This window comes from Alcanivorax sp. IL3, from assembly GCF_047495465.1.
GTDB lineage: Bacteria > Pseudomonadota > Gammaproteobacteria > Pseudomonadales > Alcanivoracaceae > Alcanivorax > Alcanivorax jadensis.
The window spans coordinates 366744-386796 of record NZ_CP179931.1; the positions used below are offsets into that span (position 1 = coordinate 366744).

Below are 20053 nucleotides of genomic sequence, written 5' to 3' on the forward strand. Positions count from 1 at the left end.
TGGCCAATCCGGCATCAAAAGGACTACAACAGAGTAACAAATACGCCGAACCCACCTACAAGGAAGGAGAGCGCTATGACAGAGAGTAAATGTCCGATTAACCACGCAGCAGGTGGGGGGACGACCAACCAGGATTGGTGGCCCAATCAGTTGCGTCTGGACCTTCTCAATCAGCATTCCGCCAAGTCCAATCCCATGGATGAAGGTTTTGATTACGCCAAGGCATTCAACAGTCTTGATCTCGCTGCGGTGAAGAAAGATCTGGATGCGCTCATGACCGACTCTCAGGACTGGTGGCCGGCGGATTTCGGTCACTATGGTGGTCTTTTTGTTCGCATGGCCTGGCACAGTGCTGGTACTTACCGCATCGGTGATGGTCGTGGCGGCGGCGGCCGTGGTCAGCAGCGTTTTGCGCCGTTAAATAGCTGGCCGGACAACGTGAACCTGGACAAGGCCCGTCGCCTGTTGTGGCCGATCAAGCAGAAGTACGGCAGCAAGATTTCCTGGGCCGACCTGATGATTCTGGCCGGTAACGTGGCGCTGGAATCCATGGGCTTCAAGACCTTCGGTTTTGCTGGCGGCCGGGAAGATACCTGGGAGCCGGACAACGACGTCTACTGGGGTGCCGAGCAGGGCTGGCTGGATGGCGACAAGCGCTATTCCGGCAAGCGCGACCTGGAAAACCCGCTGGCCGCGGTACAGATGGGCCTGATCTACGTGAACCCGGAAGGCCCGGACGGCAACCCGGACCCGAAGGCCGCGGCCCATGACATCCGCGAAACCTTTGCGCGTATGGCCATGGACGATGAGGAAACCGTCGCGCTGATCGCTGGTGGTCACACCTTCGGCAAGGCTCACGGTGCGGGCGACCCGGAAAAAATCGGTCCCGACCCGGAAGCGGCAAGCCTGGCCGAACAGGGCATGGGCTGGCGCAACCCGGTGGGCACCGGCAAGGGCGACGACACCATGGGGGGCGGCCCGGAAGTGACCTGGAGCCAGACGCCTACCCAGTGGAGCAACTACTTCTTCGAAAACCTGTTTGGCTATGAGTGGGAGCTGACCACCAGCCCGGCGGGTGCCAAGCAGTGGGTAGCCAAGGACGCAGATGAGGTTATTCCTTACGCCCAGGACAAGAGCAAAAAGCACAAGCCGATGATGCTGACTACGGACTTGTCGCTGCGTTTTGATCCGGACTACGAAAAGATTTCCCGGCGCTTTTATGAGAACCCGGAGGAATTCGCCGACGTGTTTGCCCGTGCCTGGTTCAAACTGACCCACCGTGACATGGGCCCCCGTGATCGCTACCTGGGTCCGGAAGTACCCAAGGAAGAGTTGATCTGGCAGGACCCGGTGCCGCCAGTGGATCATGAGCTGGTCAACGACCAGGACATTGCTGCTCTCAAAAGCGAGATCCTGGAGTCTGGCCTGTCCGTGGCTGAGCTGGTATCCACTGCTTGGGCGTCTGCCTCCACCTTCCGGGGTGGCGACAAGCGTGGCGGCGCCAATGGTGCCCGTCTTCGTCTGGCCCCGCAGAAGGACTGGGAGGTAAACCAGCCACAGCAGCTGGCCAAGGTGCTGAAGACCCTGGAAGGCATCCAGAGCGACTTCAATAGCGGCAGCAAGAAGGTGTCGTTGGCAGATCTGATCGTACTGGCCGGCGGTGTCGGTATCGAGAAAGCCGCCAAGGATGCCGGGCAGGCCATCACCGTGCCGTTCACTCCGGGGCGGACCGATGCCAGCGAGGAGCAGACCGATGTGGCGTCCTTCGAGCCCATGGAGCCGGCGGCGGATGGTTTCCGCAACTACCAGAAAGGCCCGTTCAGCATCGGTGCGGAACACCTGCTGGTGGATCGGGCGCAATTGCTCACCCTGACTGCGCCGGAGATGACGGCACTGGTGGGTGGTCTGCGAGTATTGGGCGCCAACCATGACGGTAGCCAGCACGGTGTGTTCACCGACAAGCCGGGCACCTTGAGTAACGACTTCTTCGTCAACCTGCTCGACATGGGGACGGAGTGGAAAGCTACCTCCAGCGATGAAGAAGCGTTCGAAGGTCGTGACCGCGACAGCGGCAAGGTGAAGTGGACCGGAACCCGGGTGGATCTGGTATTCGGTTCCAACTCGGTCCTGCGGGCCCTGGCCGAAGTGTATGCCTGTGCCGATGGTCAGGAGAAACTGGTCAACGACTTCGTGGCCGCCTGGACCAAGGTGATGGACCTGGATCGTTTTGATCTGAAGCAGTAATCCATCGCTTGTCAGTCAAAACGGTGCGCTGGAAACAGCGCACCGTTTTTTTTGTTGGAGCCTTGCTCGCAAGGCGAAAGGGGTTTAATTGATGCCGGATCATTCGCCTTGTGAACAAGGCTCCAACGGCAGATGTTTGATCCTGATGGTATTCTACGTGGAGTTATTGCTACCGTGAGCCGTCATGCCACCCCTGAGCTGGCTACAAAAATATCGCCCGCAAAAGTTGCCGTTCCGGCGCCACGTTACCCGTGCCTCGGTGGCGCTGATCTACCGTGGGCCCCGTTCGCGTGATGGGGAGCTGTTCTTTATTCAGCGGGCCCGCCGCGATGGCGACCCCTGGTCCGGCGACATGGCCTTTCCCGGCGGACGCCTGGAGCGCAGCGATACCTCAAGCCGCCACACCGCCATGCGCGAAACCCTGGAGGAAACCGGGCTGGATCTGTTTCGCCAGGGCGAGTATCAGGCGCGGTTGTCGGATCTGCTCACCCGCCACCACAGCCGCTGGAGTCCCATGGTGGTGACGCCTCATGTGTTTGCCTGGCAGGGCGATCACAGGGTCTCGCTCAACCATGAAGCACAACAAGGCATCTGGATTCCCCTCGATTACCTGAGCAATCCGGCACACCGTTCCACGCTGCAGATCCGCACGCCGGTGGGGAAAATGACGTTTCCCTGTTGCCGTTATCAGGGCTACTGCATCTGGGGGTTGAGTTACAGCATGCTGCAGGAGTTTTTGAGAAAGCGCGGGGAGGGATAACAAAAAAACGGCGGCGCTTGTGGCGCCGCCGTCGGGTTCTGAGTGCCGGCGCGGCCTTGTGGGCCTGCCGGCGTTGCAGGGCAGATCAGAAGCGTACGCGGTCCAGGTTCATGACCTTGGTCCAGGCGTCGACAAAGTCCTGCACGAACACGTCATCGTTATCGTTGAGCGCGTAGTACTCGGCCACCGCACGCAGTTCTGCATTGGAGCCGAAGATCAGGTCCACCGGGGTGGCGGTCCACTTCTGTTCGCCGCTCTGGCGATCCATGCCTACATACAACCCTTCATTCTCTGCGGATGGCTGCCATTTCGTGGACATGTCCAGCAGGTTGACGAAGAAGTCGTTGCTCAAGGTGCCCGGCTTGTCGGTGAACACGCCGTGGTTGCTGCCGTCGGCATTGGCGCCCAGGGTGCGCATGCCGCCTACCAGCACTGCCATTTCCGGCACGCTCAGGGTCAGCAGGTCCGCCTTGTCCACCAGTGCATCGGTGGGGGCCAGGTGGCTGTCCTTGCTGAAGTAGTTACGGAAACCGTCGGCTTTCGGTTCCAGCACCGCGAAGGAATCCACATCGGTGAGTTCCTGGGTGGTGTCGGCGCGACCCGGCGTGAACGGTACTTCGATGTCGTAACCGGCATCGGCAGCGGCCTTTTCGATGGCGGCGGCGCCGCCCAGCACGATCATGTCCGCCAGGGATACCTTGCTACTGCGGAACAGGCCGCCTTCATTGAAGTCGGCACGGATTTCCTCAAGGGCAGCCAATACCTTGTCCAGCTCGTCCGGGTTGTTTACCGGCCAGTCGTTCTGCGGTGCCAGAGCCACGCGGGCGCCGTTAGCGCCACCGCGCATGTCGGAACCACGGAAGGTAGACGCGGACGCCCAGGCGGTGCGGATCAGCGCCGGTACCGTCAGGTCGGACTCCAGGATCTGTGCTTTCAGATCCTCGGCCTGCCCGGCGGAAATCAGCTTGTAGTCCACCTCGGGGATCGGGTCCTGCCAGCTGAGGGCTTCAGACGGGACGTCCGGGCCCAGGTAGCCCTCGCGGGGCCCCATGTCACGGTGGGTCAGCTTGAACCAGGCGCGGGCGAAGGCGTCTTCGAAGGCTTCCGGATTTTCATGGAAGCGCTTGGCGATTTTCCGGTAGGCCGGATCTTCCTTCAGGGCGAGGTCAGTGGTGAACATGATCGGCGCGTGGCGCTTGCCTTCAATGTGGGCGTCAGGCACCAGGTTGGCGGCCTGGCCATCGGCGGGGATCCACTGAGTGGCGCCAGCCGGGCTCTTTGTCTGCACCCACTCGAAACCGAACAGGTTGTCCAGGTACTGGTGAGTCCAGGCTACCGGGTCTACCGACCAGGCGCCTTCCAGGCCGCTGGTGATGGTGTCGGCGCCCTTGCCGGTGCCACAGTTGTTTTTCCAGCCGAAGCCCTGTTCTTCAATGGCGGCAGCGGCAGGTTCGGCTTCCAGGCATTTTTCCGGCTTGTGGGCGCCGTGGGCCTTGCCGAAAGTGTGGCCACCGGCGATCAGGGCCACCACTTCTTCGTCATTCATGGCCATGCGACCGAAGCTTTGGCGAATGTCCTCGGCGGCCAGCAGTGGGTCCGGCTTGCCATTGGGGCCTTCCGGATTCACATAGATTAGGCCCATCTGAACCGCGGCCAGAGGCTTTTCCAGCTCCCGGTCACCGCTGTGGCGCTCGTCGCCCAGCCATTCGGTTTCCGAGCCCCAGTAGGTAATGTCTGCTTCCCAGTCATCCACGCGGCCACCGGCAAAGCCATAGGTTTCGAAGCCCATGTCTTCCATGGCAATGGTGCCGGCCAGCACCATCAGGTCGGCCCAGGAGATATTGTTGCCGTATTTCTGTTTGATCGGCCACAGCAGGCGGCGGGCCTTGTCCAGGCTCACGTTGTCCGGCCAGCTGTTGAGCGGCTCGAAGCGCTGTTGGGCGCCACGGGCGCCGCCGCGACCATCATGAATCCGGTAGGTGCCGGCGCTGTGCCAGGCCATGCGGATGAAGAGCGGGCCATAGTGGCCGTAGTCCGCGGGCCACCAGTCCTGGGAATCGGTCATCATCTTGCGCAGGTCGGCTTTTACCGCTTCCAGATCCAGCTCGGCAAAGGCGTCGGCGTAGTTGAAGTCGGGGTTCAGCGGGCTGGATTTTTCAGCGTGCTGACGTAGCGGGCGAAGGTCCAGGGTTTCCGGCCACCAATACGGGCTGGCCATGGGGGAGCGGGCGGGACTTTTCTGATAATGGGGATGGCCAATGGGGCTGGCCGTGAGGGTGGCTGAGGCGGCGAAGGCAATGGCGGCCGCCAGTGTTGCAGTCTTTATTCTCATGGTGTGCTCTCCTCTTGGTTGTTTCTCGCAAGGCACCAGGAAAATATAGACGTTACTCATTTATGACAGCAATGCTGGTTTCCTATGGTCGGTATCAGGAAAGCTGATAGGGCAGGGGGCGCGGCAGCCCAGTCACCATGCATACATGGCTCCGACAGGGTGTCGGTCTGGTGTGGTTCAGGCGAAAAAGCACATAAAAAAAGGGCGCGTCCCGAAGGAGGCGCCCTTTTTTGTTACCGGAACGATCGCTTACAGAGCGACGATGTTCTCAGCCTGAGGACCTTTCTGACCTTGAGTCATGGTGAACTCAACTTGCTGGCCTTCGGCCAGGGTCTTGAAGCCAGAGCCGGTGATGGCGCTGAAATGTGCGAACACATCCGGACCACCTTCCTGCTCGATAAAACCAAAACCTTTAGCTTCGTTGAACCACTTAACGGTACCTTTCACTGTAGACATAATACTAATCCTGAAAATAATGATGTTTCGCCGGTTAAGGCTTGTGTAGCTGAAAAACGGAACTTGGACTTGTGGACTGCAGGACGAGTTATACGAATAAAACAGCGAAATGTAGTACTTGATTCAAGCGTGATTTTTTAGCTATTGGTTACGTTACAGAGGTCGCCAGCGCCTGTCCAGCTAAATTTCACTACCGACAGTCGGATAGGGTGACAGCTGCCGGAGCAGGGCGGTAATCCGATATACTCCCGTTTTTTCATAGCGGAGCACTTAATGAGTCACCATACGGAAGGCCGCAAACGTCGGGCTCCCCTGGGCCAGCTGATCGCCCAGGCCCTGCTGCGCCTCACCGGCTGGCGGGCGGGCCCCTTCCCGGACATCGACCGCGCCGTGATCGCCGGCGGCCCGCATACCTCCAACTGGGATGGTGTGCTGGCCCTGGTCAGCCGCTCTGCCTTGCAGCAGGACGTGAACGTGATGATCAAGCACAGCCTGTTCAAGGGCCCACTGGGCTGGCTGCTGCGCAAGCTCGGCGCCATGCCCATTGAGCGCGGCAAGTCGGGCGGCATGGTCGAGCAGACCGTGGCGCAATTCCGCCAGCGCGACAAGCTACTGATCGCCGTCACCCCGGAAGGCACCCGCAGCAACGCCGAGCAATGGAAGCTGGGCTTCTACCACATCGCCAAGCAGGCCAATGTGCCGATCATCCTGGCCCTGGCGGACTACAAGGCGAAGACCTTCTCCTTCCCGGTGGTGATTTACCCCAGTGACGATATGGAAGCCGATCTGCAGCAGATCTATGCCCACTTTGCCAGCGCCACCCCGAAGCACCCGAGCAAACTGTCCGGGCCGGTGCGGGCGCATTACGGAAAGTAGGCGTTGAATGCCTGATGCTGTCGTCTGCCTTCTCTGCGTCCCTTGATTGCAGCGCCCTGGATGAGCCTCCGGAATAGAGCCGGAACATTGACGTAACCTTGGTGCTGCCAGAATTACGCTGATTTACTACGCAGGACTCACTCAGCAGGCGGGCTGGCGCCTGGAATAGCAAGGAAGAGGCATTGAGATGAAAGGAATGAAGCGCTTTCTGTTTATTGGCCTGGCAAGTCTGGTTTTCATGGGGTGTTCGGATTCTTCCCCCTCCGCCGACAGTCTGCTTGAGGCGGCCGAAAAGCAGGAGGCCGGCGTGATTCAGTCGCTTGAAGACATGGTGCTGATCGAATCCGGTTCTGATGATCTGCCGGGGGTGGCCAGGATGGCGGACTACGTGGAGAAGCGATTACGCAAGCTGGATGCCAAGGTCTCCCGCATCAAAACCACCACCGGCACCGCGGATATCATCAAAGGCACACTCAGTGGTAATGGCGCTCTGCGCATCATGCTGATTGCCCACACCGATACGGTGTATGCCAAAGGAATTCTGGAAAACGAGCCGCTATATCGCGAAGGCAATCGTCTCTATGGCCCGGGTGTGGCGGACGACAAGGGTGGCATCGCGGTGATTTTGCATGCCCTGGATATTCTCAGGAAGCAGGGCTGGCAGAATTACGAACTGATCACCGTGCTGTTTAACCCGGACGAAGAAATCGGCTCCACCGGCTCCGGTGAGATCATCGCCGACGAAGGGGCCAGCCAGGATGCGGTGCTGTCGTTTGAGCCCAGCCCGGCCAGGGCGATGCTGGGCGCTGACGGTGTGCTGCTCGGGGCGGCGGGCACGGGGCAGGCTGTACTGACGGTAGAAGGGCGAGCCGCTCATGCCGGCTCCGCCCCGGATCAGGGCCGCAATGCATTGCTGGAGCTGTCTCACCAGCTACTGCAGACTGAAAAAGTCGCGGATGATATGGACGACGCCCAACTGAACTGGACCACCGCCCATGCCGGACTCAAGCGCAACCAGATTCCGGCTGACGCGCAAGCCTCCGGTGATGTGCGAATATTCAGCGAGGAAGCCGGTGAACGATTGCTGGCAGCGCTGAATGAAAAAGTCAGTGAGAGCCAGCTTGTGCCGGATACGCAAGTGAGTGTGCGCCTGGAGCCGGGCCGTCCACCTTATATGGCGGGCGAAAAAGGCATCGCCCTGGCGCGCAAGGCGCAGGCGATCTATGACGAGCTGGATGGCCGCAAGCTGATCTTGATCCCGCGCACCTTTGGCGGCACCGACGCCGGCTATGCCGGCCGCTCAGGCAACCCGGCTGTGCTGGAGAGCCTGGGCCTGGCCGGCTGGGGCTACCACGCCAAAAATGAATACATCGAAATCGATTCCATCGTACCCAGACTGTATCTGGCATCCAGATTGATGATGGAGCTGGGGGACGAGTACGCGCAGTAACGAGTACCTGCATGGCACGGCATCTTTGTTGTGATCAGAAAATGCCGTGTGTTGGCTAGTCAGAGGCGTATCGGCACGGACGTTGCCTTGTCTATTCACCATCAAGACTGATCGGGGTGCTCACGAAGTGGGGTTCTCCGCTATCACGTTGTCCCTTTCAGCTAACCTTGGTCTCTGCGCCTGGGTTTCACCGTTCCCTGTGGCCTGCCCGGCTTGCGCCACAACTGCACGCCTCCGGGAATCAAATGCCCGGCCACATTCATAAACCAGATCAGCCCCTTGGGGTTGCCGCTGAGCCGGATCTTCCGCTGGCGCATGCCGGTCACAAAGACGCGCTGGTTTTTCAGTAGCTGGATCAGCGTTGCTGTCCCGTACTCCGCATCGTGAAAGCTCACGGTGACATGGCATCGGTCACGCAAGCCGGAGCCGCTGCGGACGCGATTTTCGGTGAAATGAAACCAGCGAGCGATGCGGCCGTCATGGGTGCGCCACAGCATCAGGGTATTGCGCCGTTGCAGCGCCCTGCGAAAGACCGGATTGCGCCAGGCCAACCAACGCAGGCGCAAGCTGACAAACAGCATGATCAGCCAGAAACCCATGTTGTGTTTCATTCTGGCAAGCCGTTGACGCGCAGCAGAGTAAGCCCTGGATAAGGAAGGTGGTGTCATTATTATTCGGCAGGCACGTTATGGTTGATGAACCTTGGCAGCTGGATGCGGTTGGCTAAAGGTGGCGAGTGTCAGGGGCTTTAGCTTGGTGGTTCGTAGCGGGTTAGCTCAGGGCCTGATTAGTCGTTTTCCCTAAGTGGCTGCCCCTTTTCCTTTCTAGTAAACAGCAAAAGGCTGACATTCTGGTCAGTTATTGTGCTTGATGGTTGTGAGAGGCAGTATGGTTGGATAATAAACCAAGGGAAGGTAATGACTATGAAGAAGGTAATGGCCGCTATTGCTCTGATTATGATGGTCTCTGGCACCGCACTGGCTCACTCCGGCGGTACTGACGCCAACGGTTGTCATGCAGGGAAAAAACCATATCACTGCCACTGATTTTCGGTGCGCGATAGTTTCTTGGTATCGCGCCACTACTCTTCCTTTCGGATGTCATCTGGGGTAACCGTGTTTTCGGTCTGCTTCGGAGGTTTTTGCGTGTCCCTTTTTCCGCTGCAGGATTATGGGAAATGGGAGGCCTGACCCCCGTGAGCCTGTGCGCGATAGCTTCCCGGCTATCGCGCGATACTCCCACTTCCCCCGTTGTGATTGTCTAGTTACTGCGCGCCCCTGTCTTCCCGCCGGGCCTTGGTTCGCGGTCGCCATATCTGTACGCCGCCCGGGACCAGGTATTCAGAGACGGTTTTGAACCAGAGTAGTCCCTTGATATTGCCGTTGAGCCTGATCTTTCCCTGACGCATGCCGACAAAAAACAGCCGCTGATCGTCCAGCAGCTGGATTAGAGTCGTTGCCCCATAGTCGGCATCCCTGAAGCTCACGGAAATATGGCAACGGTCGCGCAGGCCGGAGCCGCTGCGAACGCGATTGGGGCCGAAATGAAACCAGCGAGCGATACGCCCGTCATGGGTGCGCCACACCATCATGATGTTTCGCCGTTGCAGTTCCTTGCGAAAAGCCGGGTCGCGCCATGCCAGCCAGCGCAGACGCAGGGCGACAAACAGCAGGATCAGGCGAAAGGCCAGGTGATGTTTTCTCCTGGCCAGCCATGCACGGGAGCGGGTGGTGAGTCGCGGGGCTGGTGGCATTCTTGTTCTGTGGGTTTGTTGTGGTGAGCGAACCTTAGCAGCTGGAGCAGGGCAGGGGCACGTATGAATCAGGAAGGCCAGCCGGGGACTGCAAGAGGCTGGTTCCTGCGGAGTGCCGCTCTGGTAAGTTATGCGTGTCCCCTATTGCGTTGCTCCGGCTCCAGTACAATTTTTGCTATTAATAAGTTTGAATTGGTTGTGCAGATTTAATTTTGCTCATTATCGAACTTTCAATCAATTGCCCACGTTCGTCTGAAAAGCAATCCGGGTCGTAATCTATCTGCCATTCAAAGCTTTTAGGGTCTGGAACTTTATAGGAAGACAGTGGGTGCCCGCAAAATAATGCAATATTGAAGTAGCTCTGCCTTAAGAAACGATAAGTGGGGATTATTTTTTTTTAGCACAAAAAAGTGTCCTTGGGGTACTGTCTATGAATGATTCTGAGCTTAGATCTAAGGCGTAATTGTTGGATATTTCTACATCAAGTGTCATGAGGTTTGCTGCAGCATTTAGATGATCGGAAGCGGCCACATAGCTTCTTTGTATTTCATCTTTGTCTTTCGATGTTAGTGCAATACAAAGATTTTTTCTTGCTGACAATAAATCGTCTTTTATGCATCCTAGATAGGATTGAGAGTAGCTTCCTATTCCTTGGTGTGGGCTAGAATCTGGGTAAAGAAAACGAAAGGTTCCTGGGTCTATGCTGTAGCTGCAATTTATTTCTTTTGAGTTTTTATCATTCCTTAGAGATTTGAAGTAATCAATATAGAATCTGAAATGAGTATAGTAAGAGTCGGAAATATTTTTCTTTTCTGATTCTGTGATTTGTGCGGCTGCCTGAATCGTTCTGTGTATGCTTGATACGACAGCTGTGGCTGGAATCATGGCGCCAATTATAATTAGAGAAAGCTTGTTGTTTCTTATGAAAAAGTCATATTCTTCTGGGCCTAGTTTGAAATCGTATTCATAAGAAGCATGTACGGCCAAGGTTGTCCCTAGGAATATCGGTGTTAGTAGGGCAAGCCAAAAAAGGCCTTGAGTATGAAGGGCCTTTTCGTCGATAAGAAGGGCGTGTCTTGCCCTAGCTCCTTTGTTGAGAGAAGGGATTAAGACGGATATGAGAAGAGCTAAAAAAATTGGAATGATAATTATAGCGTAATCCATTACCTAAACCTTCTGGATTTTTTAAGGGAAGACTGGGGGAATGCACTCAATGAGCCTCTTCCCAATTCTCCCCAACCCCCGCATCCACAATCAATGGCACCTTCAACTCCGCCGCTGACTCCATGCGAGCCTTCACTTCCTTGACCAGATCGTCCACCTGATTTTCCGCCACTTCAAACACCAGTTCATCGTGTACCTGCATGATCATCTTGGCGTCGAAGTGGGTGGTGTCGAGCCAGTCGTGGACCTTGATCATGGCCTTCTTGATGATGTCCGCCGCGGTGCCCTGCATGGGGGCGTTGATGGCGGTGCGTTCGGCGGCCTGGCGGCGTTGGCCGTTGCTGCTGCGGATTTCCGGCAGGTAGAGGCGGCGGCCGAACAGGGTTTCCACGTAGCCTTGCTCGGAGGCCTGGGCGCGGGTTTCTTCCATGTAGCGTTTTACGCCTGGGTAGCGTTCGAAGTAGAGGTCGATGTAGTCCTGGGCTTCCTTGCGGGGCAGGCCGAGCTGTTTGGCGAGGCCAAAGGCGCTCATGCCGTAGATCAGGCCGAAGTTGATGGCCTTGGCGTTGCGGCGGTCGTTGTCGCTGACTTCCTCCAGGCTTTTGCCCCACACTTCCGCGGCGGTGGCGCGGTGGATATCCAGGCCTTTTTCGAAGGCGTCGGTGAGGCCTTTATCCCCTGATAGATGGGCCATGATGCGCAGTTCGATCTGGGAGTAGTCGCAGGCGACGATCTTGCGCCCTTTGGGTGCCAGGAAGGCCTGGCGGATCTTGCGGCCTTCTTCCGAGCGCACCGGAATGTTCTGCAGGTTGGGGTCACTGGAGGACAAACGCCCGGTGGCAGCCACCGCCTGGTGGTAGGAGGTGTGCACGCGGCCGGTGCGCTGGTTGATCAGCTCCGGCAGTTTGTCGGTGTAGGTGTTCTTGAGCTTGGCCACGCCACGGTAATCCATGATCACCTGGGGCAGGGGGTACTCCAGGGCCAGTTCCTGCAGTACCGGTTCGGCGGTAGACGGCGCGCCCTTGGGGGTCTTCTTGATCACCGGGATTTCCAGCTTCTGGTAGAGGATTTCGCCGAGCTGCTTGGGGCTGCTCAGGTTGAATTCCTGGCCGGCGATTTCGTAGGCCTTTTCCTGCAGTTCGGCCATGCGCTTGGCCAGGAACTGGCTCTGGTGCTTGAGCAGGGTGGCGTCCACGTAGGTGCCGTTGCGTTCGATGCGGCTGAGCACGGTAACCAGGGGTAGTTCGATGTCGCGGAATACCTCTGTCAGGCGGCCTTCTTTTTCCAGCTTGGGCCACAGGGTCTGGTGCAGGCGCAGGGTCACGTCGGCATCTTCGGCGGCGTAGCGGCTGGCTTCGTGCAGGCCTACCTGGTTGAAGGTGAGCTGCTTGGCGCCCTTACCGGCGATTTCTTCAAAGCTGATGGTCTTGCGGCCCAGGTACTTGAGCGACAGGGAGTCCATGTCGTGGCGGGTGGCCACGGAATCCAGTACGTAGGATTCCAGCATGGTGTCGTAGGCCACGCCGCGCAGGGTGATGCCCACATCTTCGGCCAGCACGCTCATGTCGTACTTCAGGTTCTGGCCGATCTTCTTGAGGTTGTCGTCTTCCAGCAGGGGCCTGAAGGCGTCCATCACCAACTGCTTACCGAGCTGGTCCGGGGCGCCGGGGTAGTTGTGGCCGAAGGGAATGTAGGCGGCCTTGTCGTCCACGGCGATGCAGAAGCCCACCAGTTCCGCGTTCATGTAGTTGAGGCTGGTGGTTTCGGTGTCGAAGGAAAACTCGCCGGCGCTTTTCAGTTTGTCGATCCACTTATCCAGTTGTGCCTGGGTGTAGACGATGTCGTAGGCGTCGCGGCTGAACGTGGGGGCCGCGGGCGCATCGTCATCCGCATCCATCTCGACCTGTTTGCCTGCGTCGTCGGCCACCGGGTCCTTGCCGCCCAGCAGCTCCTTGAGCCAGCCCTTGAATTCCAGGGTGCGGTAGTACTCGGCCAGTTTCTCCGCGTCCGGGGTTTGCAGTTGCAGGTCGTCCAGGTTTTCGCTGAGTTCGCAGTCCAGTTTGATGGTGGCCAGCTGGTAGGAGAGGAAGGCCATCTCCTTGTGCTCTGCCAGCTTCTTGCCCAGGGTCTTGGCGCCGCGGAAGCTGAGCTCGGCCACCTTGTCGAGATTGGCGTAGATGTTTTCCAGTGAGCCCAGGCCCTGGATCAGGCCCAGGGCGGTCTTTTCACCCACGCCGGGCACGCCGGGGATGTTATCCACCTTGTCGCCCATGAGGGCGAGGAAGTCGATGATCAGTTCCGGGCCCACGCCGAATTTCTTTTTTACGCCTTCAATGTCGTAGAGGGCGTCGTTCATGGTGTTGATCAGGGTGACCTTGTCGGTGACCAGCTGGGCCATGTCCTTGTCGCCGGTGGAGATCAGCACTGGTGCACCCTGCTCGCCGAAGATGCGTGCGAAGGTGCCGATCACGTCGTCCGCTTCCACGCCTTCCTCGATGATCAGTGGCAGGCCCATGGCGCGGATCAGGTCGTGCAGGGGTTGCACCTGTTCGCGCAGGTCGTCGGGCATGGGCGGGCGGTTGGATTTGTACTCTTCAAACAGTTCGTCGCGGAAGGTTTTGCCTTTGGCATCGAAGATCACCGCCATGTATTGCGGGTCGTAGTCCTTGAGCAGTTTGCGCAGCATGGACGCGACCCCGCGCACCGCCCCGGTGGGCTGGCCGCTGGAGGTGGTAAGCGGCGGCAGGGCGTGAAAGGCGCGGTACAGGTAGGAGGAACCATCGACCAGGATGATGGGTTTTTCGGCTGCGGACATGAGGCTCGACTTCTGCTGACTAAAAGATGCAGAGAGTGTAGCGGAAAAGGGGGCTTTCGGCAGGGCGTGGCTAACTGTAGGAGCACCTCTTGAGGTGCGAACCCGTTCTGGATCGCCCTGTGGGGGATTCCGTCGCCTGGGCTCCGGTTCGCGGCTCAAGCGCCGCTCCTACGGAGAGGGAGGGGCGGCGTCAGGGGTGTTTGTCGTCGTCCGGGTTGCCCAGGATGTGGGTGTCCGGGTCGTAGCGGTTTTTCAGGTCGTCCTTGAGCATCTTGTCCCACAGGGGCACACCGACGAAGTAGGCGGCGCGGCCGATGGCGTGGGCGGCCACCGGGGCGGTGAGCAGGATGAACAGGATGATGGCCAGGGTGCGGGCGGTGACGCCGGCATCCAGGAAGTGGGTGGCCACGGCCAGCATTACCAGGCCGGCGCCCAGGGTGCCGGCCTTGGTGGTGGCGTGCATGCGCATCAGCAGGTCGGGCATGCGCAGCACGCCGATGCCGGCCAGAAACATGAAGAAGGTACCGGCGACCAGCATCACCGATACCAGCAGGTCATTGATCACCTCGGTGGCCTCCTTTTTCCAGGTAGCGGGCAAAGCCCACGGCGGTGAGGAAGGCGGTGAGCGCCAGCACCATGGCCACATCCAGGAAGGCGGTGCGGTCGTTGCTCAGGGCATAGACGCCGATAAAGGCCACGGTGAGCGAGGCCATCAGCTCCAGGGCCACCACCCGGTCGGGCAGGGTGGGCCCGCGCACCAGCCGCACCAGGGCGCAAAGCAGCGCCAGGCTGAGCAGCAGATAGCTGATAAAAAGTGCGCCTTCCAGCATGCCTCTCTCCGTTTTCAATCGCCTGTGTTTCTTTCGTAGGAGCTATGCTTGCATGGCGAACCCGCTGCCTTCGCAATGAAATTCGCCATGCAAGCATAGCTCCTACGGCGGGTTTGTCATGTTGCCTGCCACCTGCCGCGCGTCCTATTCCAGTAACGCCAGCACCCGGTCTTCCAGCGCGTGAATCTGCTGGCGTAGATCCGCTTCGTCGTCCAGGTACATGACGTGCAGATAGAGCACGCTGCGGTCGCTGGACACGTCCAGGCTCAGGGTGCCCGGGGTCAGGGAAATCATGTTGGCGAGGATGGTAATGGCGCCATCGGTTTTGGCTCGCAGGGGCACCGCCACCACCGCCGGGCGCATATAGTGGGTGGGGGTGAGTACGTCGTAGGCCACCCGTAAGTTGGATGCCACCAGGTCTCGCAGGAAGTGGCCCAGCAGCAGAAACAGCCGGGGCACTTTTTTGCGATAGCGGGCGAAGTCCGGCACGTCGCGCAGGGCGAAGCCGAGAATCAGGTAGCCCAGTACAAAGCCCACCAGCAAGTTGGCGCCGCTGAAGTTGCCGGTGACGGCGGCCCAGATCAGGGCCAGGATCAGATTCCAGCTCAACGGGCTCATGGCGCCTCTCCGAGTACCGCAGTGATATAGAGGCTCGGGTCCAGCAACTGTTCGGCGGCGGCCTGGGACAGTACCAGCACCGGCTGGGCGCCCAGGCCGATGGCCACGGTGATCAGCGCCAGGCCGGTCACCGTGGCATAGAGCAGGGTGTTGCTGCCGCTGGCGGCGGGGGGCGTGTTCTCCGGGGCGGCTTTCCAGAATACCTCAGCCCAGATCTTGGTCATGGAGTAGAGCGTCAGCAAGCCCACCACCAGGGCGGCGGCGACCAGGGCCCAGGCGCCGGCCTCCACGCCACCGCGAATGACGATGAACTTGCCGAAGAACCCGGACAGCGGCGGCATACCGGCCAGGGACAGGGCCGGGATCAGAAACAGCAGCGCCAGCCAGGGCTTGTCCCGGTACAGCCCGCCCAGCTGCTTGAGCTCGTAGCTGCCGCGCAGGCGGTAGACCAGACCGCTGACAAAGAACAGGTTCGCCTTCACGATGATGTGGTGAATGATGTAGAAGATACCGCCGGCCAGGGCCAGCACGCTCACCGAGGCCAGCGCCAGGCCCATCATCATGTAGCCGATCTGGCTGACGATATGGAACGACAGGATGCGGCGGAATTCGAACTGGGCGGCGGCGCCCAGTACCCCGGTGACCATGGTCAGCCCGGCGCCCCACAGCAGCACCTGATGGATCAGCGGGTCATCCATGCCGAAGATCAGGGTGAAGACCCGGAACAGGGCATACACGCCCACCTTGGTCAGCAAGCCGGCGAACAAGGCGGACACCGCCACCTGGGGGTGTGGTAGGAGGCGGGCAGCCAGAAGAAGAAGGGGAACGCGGCGGCCTTGATGCCGAAGGCCACCATGAACAGCATGGCGATCACGGTGGTCATGCCGGTATCCACTTCGCCCAGCTTCACGGCAATGTCGGCCATGTTGAGCGTGCCCACCAAACCATAGAGCAGCCCGATGGCGGACAGGAACAGGGCGGACGACACCAGGTTGAGGGTCACGTACTTGATGGCCCCTTCCATTTGTGCGCGCTCGCCGCCCAGGATCAGCAGGGAGAAGGACGCCACCAGCATCACCTCGAACCACACGTACAGATTAAAGATGTCGCCGGTGAGGAAGGCGCCGTTGACCCCGGCCAGCAGCAGGTGCATGAGCGGGAAATAGCCGGCCTTGCGATGGGCGATGCTGATGCTGCCCAGGGAGTAAAACGCGGTGGCGGCACCGGTGACGGCGCTGAGCAACACCATGATGGCGGCCAGCAGGTCACTGACCAGCACGATGCCGAAGGGGGCGGGCCAGCTGCCCAGCTCGGACACGATATGGCCCTGCTCCCAGGTGGCCAGTAACAGCGCCACGGCACTGATCACCAGGGCGATGCCGCCGATGACCGCCAGGGCGCCCTGCACGCGCTGGGAGTGGCGCCCCAGCAGGGACAGGGCGCCCGCCGCCAGCGGGATCAGAATGGGCAGGATCACCAGAAGATTCATGTGTCGGTATCCCGCATCTGGTTCATGTCGTCCGCTTCCACGACTTCGTAGGCGCGGCGAATCAGTACCACCGCAAAGGCCAGTACCCCGAAGCCAATGACGATGGCGGTGAGAATCAGCGCCTGGGCCAGCGGGTCGGCCACCAGGCCGGCGGGCACCTGGGCGTCATCCGGCACCAGCGGCGGGGCATCCCGGTGCAGGCCGGCGGCGGTGAAGATCAGCAGGTTGGCGGCGTTGGACAGCAGCACCAAGCCGATCACCAGTTTGACGATGGAGCGGCGCAGCATCATGTAAATGGCGGCGGCGTAGAGCACGCCCACCACCAGGGCCATCAGGCTGGTCATGTGTCCTGCTCCGCCAGGTTGATGATGATGGTGCTGGCGGTGCCCAGCACCACCAGAAACACTCCCAGATCGAACAGCAGCGGCGAGCCCAGCTTCAGTTCACCGAACACCGGCAGGCTGACGGTGAGCCAGTGGGCAGTGAGAAACGGCTGGCCACTGAACAGGCCGATGACCCCGGCGGCCAGCGCCAGGATCAGTCCCCAGGCGATCAGGTCGCGGGGGTCTACCCGCAGGACCCGGCGGGCGCCGGCTTCGCTCATGGCAAACAGGTGCACCGCGATGGCCGCCGACGCTACCAGCCCGGCGATAAAGCCGCCGCCCGGCGCGTTGTGGCCGCGCAGCAGCAGGAACAGGGCAAACAGCAGCAGCAGCGGCAGCAGGAAAAAGCCGGTGGTGCGCAGGATCAGCGACTGGGTGCGCAGGGCGTTGCGGTCCGGTGGCGGAATGCGGCGCTCTCTAGTCATGGGTTTCCTCCGGTTCCGTGGTGTCGCCCTTGCTGCGCAGTTTGAGCATGGCGTAGACCCCGGTGGCGGCCAGCGCCAGTACGAAGATTTCGCCCAGGGTATCCAGGGCGCGGAAGTCCACCAGAATCACGTTGACGATATTGCGGCCGTAACCGGCGGGCACGCTCTCGGTGATGAAGTAGTGGGCAATGCTGCCGTGGTAGCGACTGCCCAGCACGCTGAGCAACAGCACCGTGACCATGCCGCCTACGGTAATGCCCACCAGGGCGTCCGCCAGCCGAGTGCGGGTACGGGTGAGGCGCAGGAAGCCCGGCAGGCGGAACAGCACCAGCACCAGCATGATCACCGTGAGGGTTTCCACCAGTACCTGGGTGATGCTCAGGTCCGGGGCGCTGAACAGCACATAGAGCAGGGCGATGGAAAAGCCCACCGCGCCCAGGCTGGCCACCGCTCCCAGCCGCGATTGCAGGGTCACCGCTGCCAGGGTGGCGCTGACCAGCACGGCGGCGATCACTGCTTCGTGGAGCTGGATGTCGGTGAAGTCCGGGCGCAGTTTGAGGGCATCCGGGTGCAGCCACAGGGCCGCGGCGACCAGGGCCACCAGGGTCAGCAGGGTGCTGATCAGGTAATAGCGCAGGTAGCCGCTTTGCAGCAGCCGGGTCTGGCCATTGGACAGGGCGACCAGGCCATTCATGAGGCGGTGATAGGCCTGTTCCGGGCCGAAGCGGGCAAGGCTGTCCGCCCAGCGGGTGTGATGGCGAAAGCCCTGCCAGTAGCGGAACAACACCAGCCCCACCAGCACCGCGCCGATGCTGATCAGCAGGGCGGTGTTGATGCCGTGCCACAGCGCCAGCGGTTGCGTCACCGTCTCGCCCAGACTGGCGCTGGCGGCGGCACTGAGCAGGCTGCGGTCAATCAGCCCGGGAATCAGCCCCAGCAGCAGGCCCAGGCCGGCCAGCAGGGCCGGGCCCAACAGCATGGCCGGCGGCGCTTCGCTGGGGGTGTGGGTGAGTGCGGCGGGCTTGCCGAACCAGGGGCGAATACCGATCACGGCGGCCACGGCCACCCCCAGGGCGGCGGCGACCACGATGGCTGCGCTGAACAGGGGCGCCAGGGCATGGCCGTGGTTGAGGCCGGCTTCCAGTAATTGCTCCTTGGCGATAAAGCCGAACAGGGGCATCACCCCGGCCAGGGACAGAGCGGCCAGGCCGGCGCAGGCACTGGTTACCGGCAGGTAGCGTGCCCAGCCGCCGGTGTCGAGAAAATCCTTGCGGCCGGTCTGATGATCGATGATGCCGGCCACCATGAACAGGGCGCCCTTGTAGAGCGAGTGGGCCAGCAGGTAACTCATGGCGGCGAGCAGGGCGGTGCGGGTGCCCAGGCCGATCAGCATGGTCAGGGTGCCCAGGGCCATCACGGTGGAATAGGCCAGCATGCGCTTGATACCGGTGGCGCGCAGGGCCAGGAACACCCCCAACACCATGGTGATGGCGCCGGCGCCGCCCAGCAGAAGCAGCCATAACTCGGTGCCGCCCATGGCCGGGTGCAGTCTCGCCAGCAGGTAGATGCCGGCTTTCACCATAGTGGCCGAGTGCAGGTAGGCGCTCACCGGGGTGGGCGCGGCCATGGCGTTGGGCAGCCAGAAGTGGAACGGGAACTGGGCGCTCTTGGTAAAGGCGCCGAGCACGATCAGCACCAGTGTCAGCCCGTAAAGCGGGTGGGCGGTGATGGTGTCGCCCCGGGTGATCAGCACTGACAACTCATAGCTGCCGCCGATCTGCCCCAGCAGGATAAAGCCGGTCATCAACGCCAGGCCGCCGCCCACGGTGACGATCAGCCCCTGCAGGGCCTTGGCCCGGGCGTTGGCGTCTTCGTGGTTGAAGCCGATCAGCAGATAGGAGGTGATGCTGGTGAGTTCCCAGAACACGAACAGCACGATCAGGTTGTCGCTGAGCACCACGCCGAGCATGGAGGCCATGAAGCATAGCAGCAGCACATACAACCGGGGCAGGTCCCGGTGGTCTTCCAGGTAGCGACCGGCATAGATGAAGATCAGCGCGCCGATGGCGCAGATCATCAGGGCAAACAATAGCGACAGGCCGTCGAGCATGAAGCTTAGCGGCATGGCCAGCGCAGGAACCCAGTCGATGTGGGTAAGCAGCGGGCCTTGCTGGGTGACGGGTAGCCATTGCAGAAAAAAATACAGCGTCAGCCCGGCGGGGAGCAGGGCGAGAAGCCAGCCGCTGTAACGGGGGAAAAGCCGATGCAGGGCAGGGGCCAGGGGTGCGAGCAAGAATCCAGACAAGATGCCTGTCAGCATGGCGCTCCGTTCTCAGTGGCCCGCTTTCGCGGAAGATGACACCGCCGTAAAGCGATGATTAGTTTGGAATTATCCTACGCATGATGTGAAAACTCAGGCAAGGTAAAGTTCCGATTCAGGGCGAAAAAAGGGGCTTGT

General features: G+C 60.4%; 17 protein-coding genes and 1 pseudogene. 5 read left to right on the top strand and 13 right to left on the bottom strand.

Features of this window, described 5'->3' with window-relative positions:
* Positions 1-75: 75 nt before the first annotated feature.
* Both katG (ACMG4M_RS01770) and ACMG4M_RS01775 read left to right on the top strand, forming a co-directional pair.
* Positions 76-2244: a catalase/peroxidase HPI gene (katG, locus tag ACMG4M_RS01770; RefSeq protein WP_339841916.1), complete on the top strand. Its 2169-nt coding sequence runs from the start codon at positions 76-78 to the stop codon at positions 2242-2244.
* A gap of 184 nt (positions 2245-2428) precedes the next feature.
* Positions 2429-3004, top strand: coding sequence for an NUDIX hydrolase (locus ACMG4M_RS01775; protein WP_272975105.1), 576 nt, complete (start codon positions 2429-2431; stop codon positions 3002-3004).
* An 85-nt stretch (positions 3005-3089) separates the two neighbouring features.
* Here ACMG4M_RS01775 and katG (ACMG4M_RS01780) read toward each other — a convergent pair whose 3' ends face one another.
* Positions 3090-5336: a catalase/peroxidase HPI gene (katG, locus tag ACMG4M_RS01780; protein ID WP_349380535.1), complete on the bottom strand. Its 2247-nt coding sequence runs from the start codon at positions 5334-5336 to the stop codon at positions 3090-3092.
* A 249-nt stretch (positions 5337-5585) separates the two neighbouring features.
* Positions 5586-5792, bottom strand: a complete 207-nt coding sequence (locus ACMG4M_RS01785) for a cold-shock protein (protein ID WP_035245969.1) — start codon at positions 5790-5792, stop codon at positions 5586-5588.
* Positions 5793-6065: 273 nt separating this feature from the next.
* Between ACMG4M_RS01785 and ACMG4M_RS01790 the strand changes: the two genes are divergently transcribed.
* Entirely contained in the window at positions 6066-6668 is a 603-nt protein-coding gene (locus tag ACMG4M_RS01790) for a lysophospholipid acyltransferase family protein (RefSeq protein WP_272975106.1), read from the top strand.
* A gap of 187 nt (positions 6669-6855) precedes the next feature.
* Positions 6856-8118, top strand: coding sequence for a glutamate carboxypeptidase (locus ACMG4M_RS01795; RefSeq protein WP_272975107.1), 1263 nt, complete (start codon positions 6856-6858; stop codon positions 8116-8118).
* 161 nt (positions 8119-8279) lie between these two features.
* On the opposite strand, the gene ACMG4M_RS01800 is transcribed toward ACMG4M_RS01795, so the two are convergent.
* Positions 8280-8729, bottom strand: coding sequence for a hypothetical protein (locus tag ACMG4M_RS01800; protein ID WP_339841907.1), 450 nt, complete (start codon positions 8727-8729; stop codon positions 8280-8282).
* A 348-nt stretch (positions 8730-9077) separates the two neighbouring features.
* On the opposite strand from ACMG4M_RS01800, the gene ACMG4M_RS01805 reads away from it, so the two are divergent.
* Positions 9078-9164: a YHYH domain-containing protein gene (locus tag ACMG4M_RS01805; RefSeq protein WP_232222028.1), complete on the top strand. Its 87-nt coding sequence runs from the start codon at positions 9078-9080 to the stop codon at positions 9162-9164.
* Between the two features lie 218 nt (positions 9165-9382).
* Here ACMG4M_RS01805 and ACMG4M_RS01810 read toward each other — a convergent pair whose 3' ends face one another.
* The 10 genes and pseudogenes from ACMG4M_RS01810 to ACMG4M_RS01855 all read right to left on the bottom strand — a co-directional run bounded on the left by ACMG4M_RS01810 (position 9383) and on the right by ACMG4M_RS01855 (position 19915).
* A complete protein-coding gene (locus tag ACMG4M_RS01810) occupies positions 9383-9871 on the bottom strand; it encodes a hypothetical protein (RefSeq protein ID WP_052042537.1) in 489 nt (162 codons plus the stop codon).
* A 387-nt stretch (positions 9872-10258) separates the two neighbouring features.
* Positions 10259-11035: a hypothetical protein gene (locus ACMG4M_RS01815; protein WP_414430628.1), complete on the bottom strand. Its 777-nt coding sequence runs from the start codon at positions 11033-11035 to the stop codon at positions 10259-10261.
* Positions 11036-11081: 46 nt separating this feature from the next.
* Positions 11082-13850 (bottom strand): DNA polymerase I, encoded by a 2769-nt coding sequence (gene polA, locus ACMG4M_RS01820; RefSeq protein ID WP_414430629.1) that lies wholly within the window; start codon positions 13848-13850, stop codon positions 11082-11084.
* A 190-nt stretch (positions 13851-14040) separates the two neighbouring features.
* Entirely contained in the window at positions 14041-14415 is a 375-nt protein-coding gene (gene mnhG, locus ACMG4M_RS01825; protein ID WP_414430630.1) for a monovalent cation/H(+) antiporter subunit G, read from the bottom strand.
* Positions 14405-14680 carry a cation:proton antiporter gene (locus ACMG4M_RS01830; RefSeq protein ID WP_035245977.1) on the bottom strand — a complete coding sequence of 92 codons (276 nt, stop codon included), beginning with the start codon at positions 14678-14680 and terminating at the stop codon, positions 14405-14407. The genes mnhG and ACMG4M_RS01830 overlap by 11 nt, the downstream gene beginning before the upstream one ends.
* Before the next feature lie 144 nt (positions 14681-14824).
* The gene (locus ACMG4M_RS01835; RefSeq protein WP_414430631.1) at positions 14825-15298 is read right to left on the bottom strand and encodes a Na+/H+ antiporter subunit E; all 474 of its coding nucleotides are present in this window, start codon (positions 15296-15298) and stop codon (positions 14825-14827) included.
* Positions 15295-16787: pseudogene (locus ACMG4M_RS01840) on the bottom strand (Na+/H+ antiporter subunit D). The gene ACMG4M_RS01835 and the pseudogene ACMG4M_RS01840 overlap by 4 nt, the downstream one beginning before the upstream one ends.
* Positions 16784-17131, bottom strand: coding sequence for a Na+/H+ antiporter subunit C (locus tag ACMG4M_RS01845; protein WP_062815256.1), 348 nt, complete (start codon positions 17129-17131; stop codon positions 16784-16786). The pseudogene ACMG4M_RS01840 and the gene ACMG4M_RS01845 overlap by 4 nt, the downstream one beginning before the upstream one ends.
* Positions 17128-17595, bottom strand: coding sequence for a Na+/H+ antiporter subunit B (locus ACMG4M_RS01850; protein WP_273010105.1), 468 nt, complete (start codon positions 17593-17595; stop codon positions 17128-17130). Before ACMG4M_RS01850 ends, ACMG4M_RS01845 begins: the two co-directional genes overlap by 4 nt.
* Positions 17588-19915 carry a putative monovalent cation/H+ antiporter subunit A gene (locus ACMG4M_RS01855; RefSeq protein ID WP_414430632.1) on the bottom strand — a complete coding sequence of 776 codons (2328 nt, stop codon included), beginning with the start codon at positions 19913-19915 and terminating at the stop codon, positions 17588-17590. Before ACMG4M_RS01855 ends, ACMG4M_RS01850 begins: the two co-directional genes overlap by 8 nt.
* Positions 19916-20053 lie beyond the last annotated feature (138 nt).

What these genes read in the sequence shown, in the direction of transcription:
- katG (WP_339841916.1), top strand. Translation starts at nt 76, where the DNA reads ATGACAGAGAGTAAATGTCCGATTAACCACGCAGCAGGTGGGGGGACG.
- ACMG4M_RS01775 (WP_272975105.1), top strand. Translation starts at nt 2,429, where the DNA reads ATGCCACCCCTGAGCTGGCTACAAAAATATCGCCCGCAAAAGTTGCCG.
- katG (WP_349380535.1), bottom strand. Translation starts at nt 5,336, where the DNA reads ATGAGAATAAAGACTGCAACACTGGCGGCCGCCATTGCCTTCGCCGCC.
- ACMG4M_RS01785 (WP_035245969.1), bottom strand. Translation starts at nt 5,792, where the DNA reads ATGTCTACAGTGAAAGGTACCGTTAAGTGGTTCAACGAAGCTAAAGGT.
- ACMG4M_RS01790 (WP_272975106.1), top strand. Translation starts at nt 6,066, where the DNA reads ATGAGTCACCATACGGAAGGCCGCAAACGTCGGGCTCCCCTGGGCCAG.
- ACMG4M_RS01795 (WP_272975107.1), top strand. Translation starts at nt 6,856, where the DNA reads ATGAAAGGAATGAAGCGCTTTCTGTTTATTGGCCTGGCAAGTCTGGTT.
- ACMG4M_RS01800 (WP_339841907.1), bottom strand. Translation starts at nt 8,729, where the DNA reads ATGAAACACAACATGGGTTTCTGGCTGATCATGCTGTTTGTCAGCTTG.
- ACMG4M_RS01805 (WP_232222028.1), top strand. Translation starts at nt 9,078, where the DNA reads ATGGTCTCTGGCACCGCACTGGCTCACTCCGGCGGTACTGACGCCAAC.
- ACMG4M_RS01810 (WP_052042537.1), bottom strand. Translation starts at nt 9,871, where the DNA reads ATGCCACCAGCCCCGCGACTCACCACCCGCTCCCGTGCATGGCTGGCC.
- ACMG4M_RS01815 (WP_414430628.1), bottom strand. Translation starts at nt 11,035, where the DNA reads ATGGATTACGCTATAATTATCATTCCAATTTTTTTAGCTCTTCTCATA.
- polA (WP_414430629.1), bottom strand. Translation starts at nt 13,850, where the DNA reads ATGTCCGCAGCCGAAAAACCCATCATCCTGGTCGATGGTTCCTCCTAC.
- ACMG4M_RS01830 (WP_035245977.1), bottom strand. Translation starts at nt 14,680, where the DNA reads ATGCTGGAAGGCGCACTTTTTATCAGCTATCTGCTGCTCAGCCTGGCG.
- ACMG4M_RS01835 (WP_414430631.1), bottom strand. Translation starts at nt 15,298, where the DNA reads ATGAGCCCGTTGAGCTGGAATCTGATCCTGGCCCTGATCTGGGCCGCC.
- ACMG4M_RS01845 (WP_062815256.1), bottom strand. Translation starts at nt 17,131, where the DNA reads ATGACCAGCCTGATGGCCCTGGTGGTGGGCGTGCTCTACGCCGCCGCC.
- ACMG4M_RS01850 (WP_273010105.1), bottom strand. Translation starts at nt 17,595, where the DNA reads ATGACTAGAGAGCGCCGCATTCCGCCACCGGACCGCAACGCCCTGCGC.
- ACMG4M_RS01855 (WP_414430632.1), bottom strand. Translation starts at nt 19,915, where the DNA reads ATGCTGACAGGCATCTTGTCTGGATTCTTGCTCGCACCCCTGGCCCCT.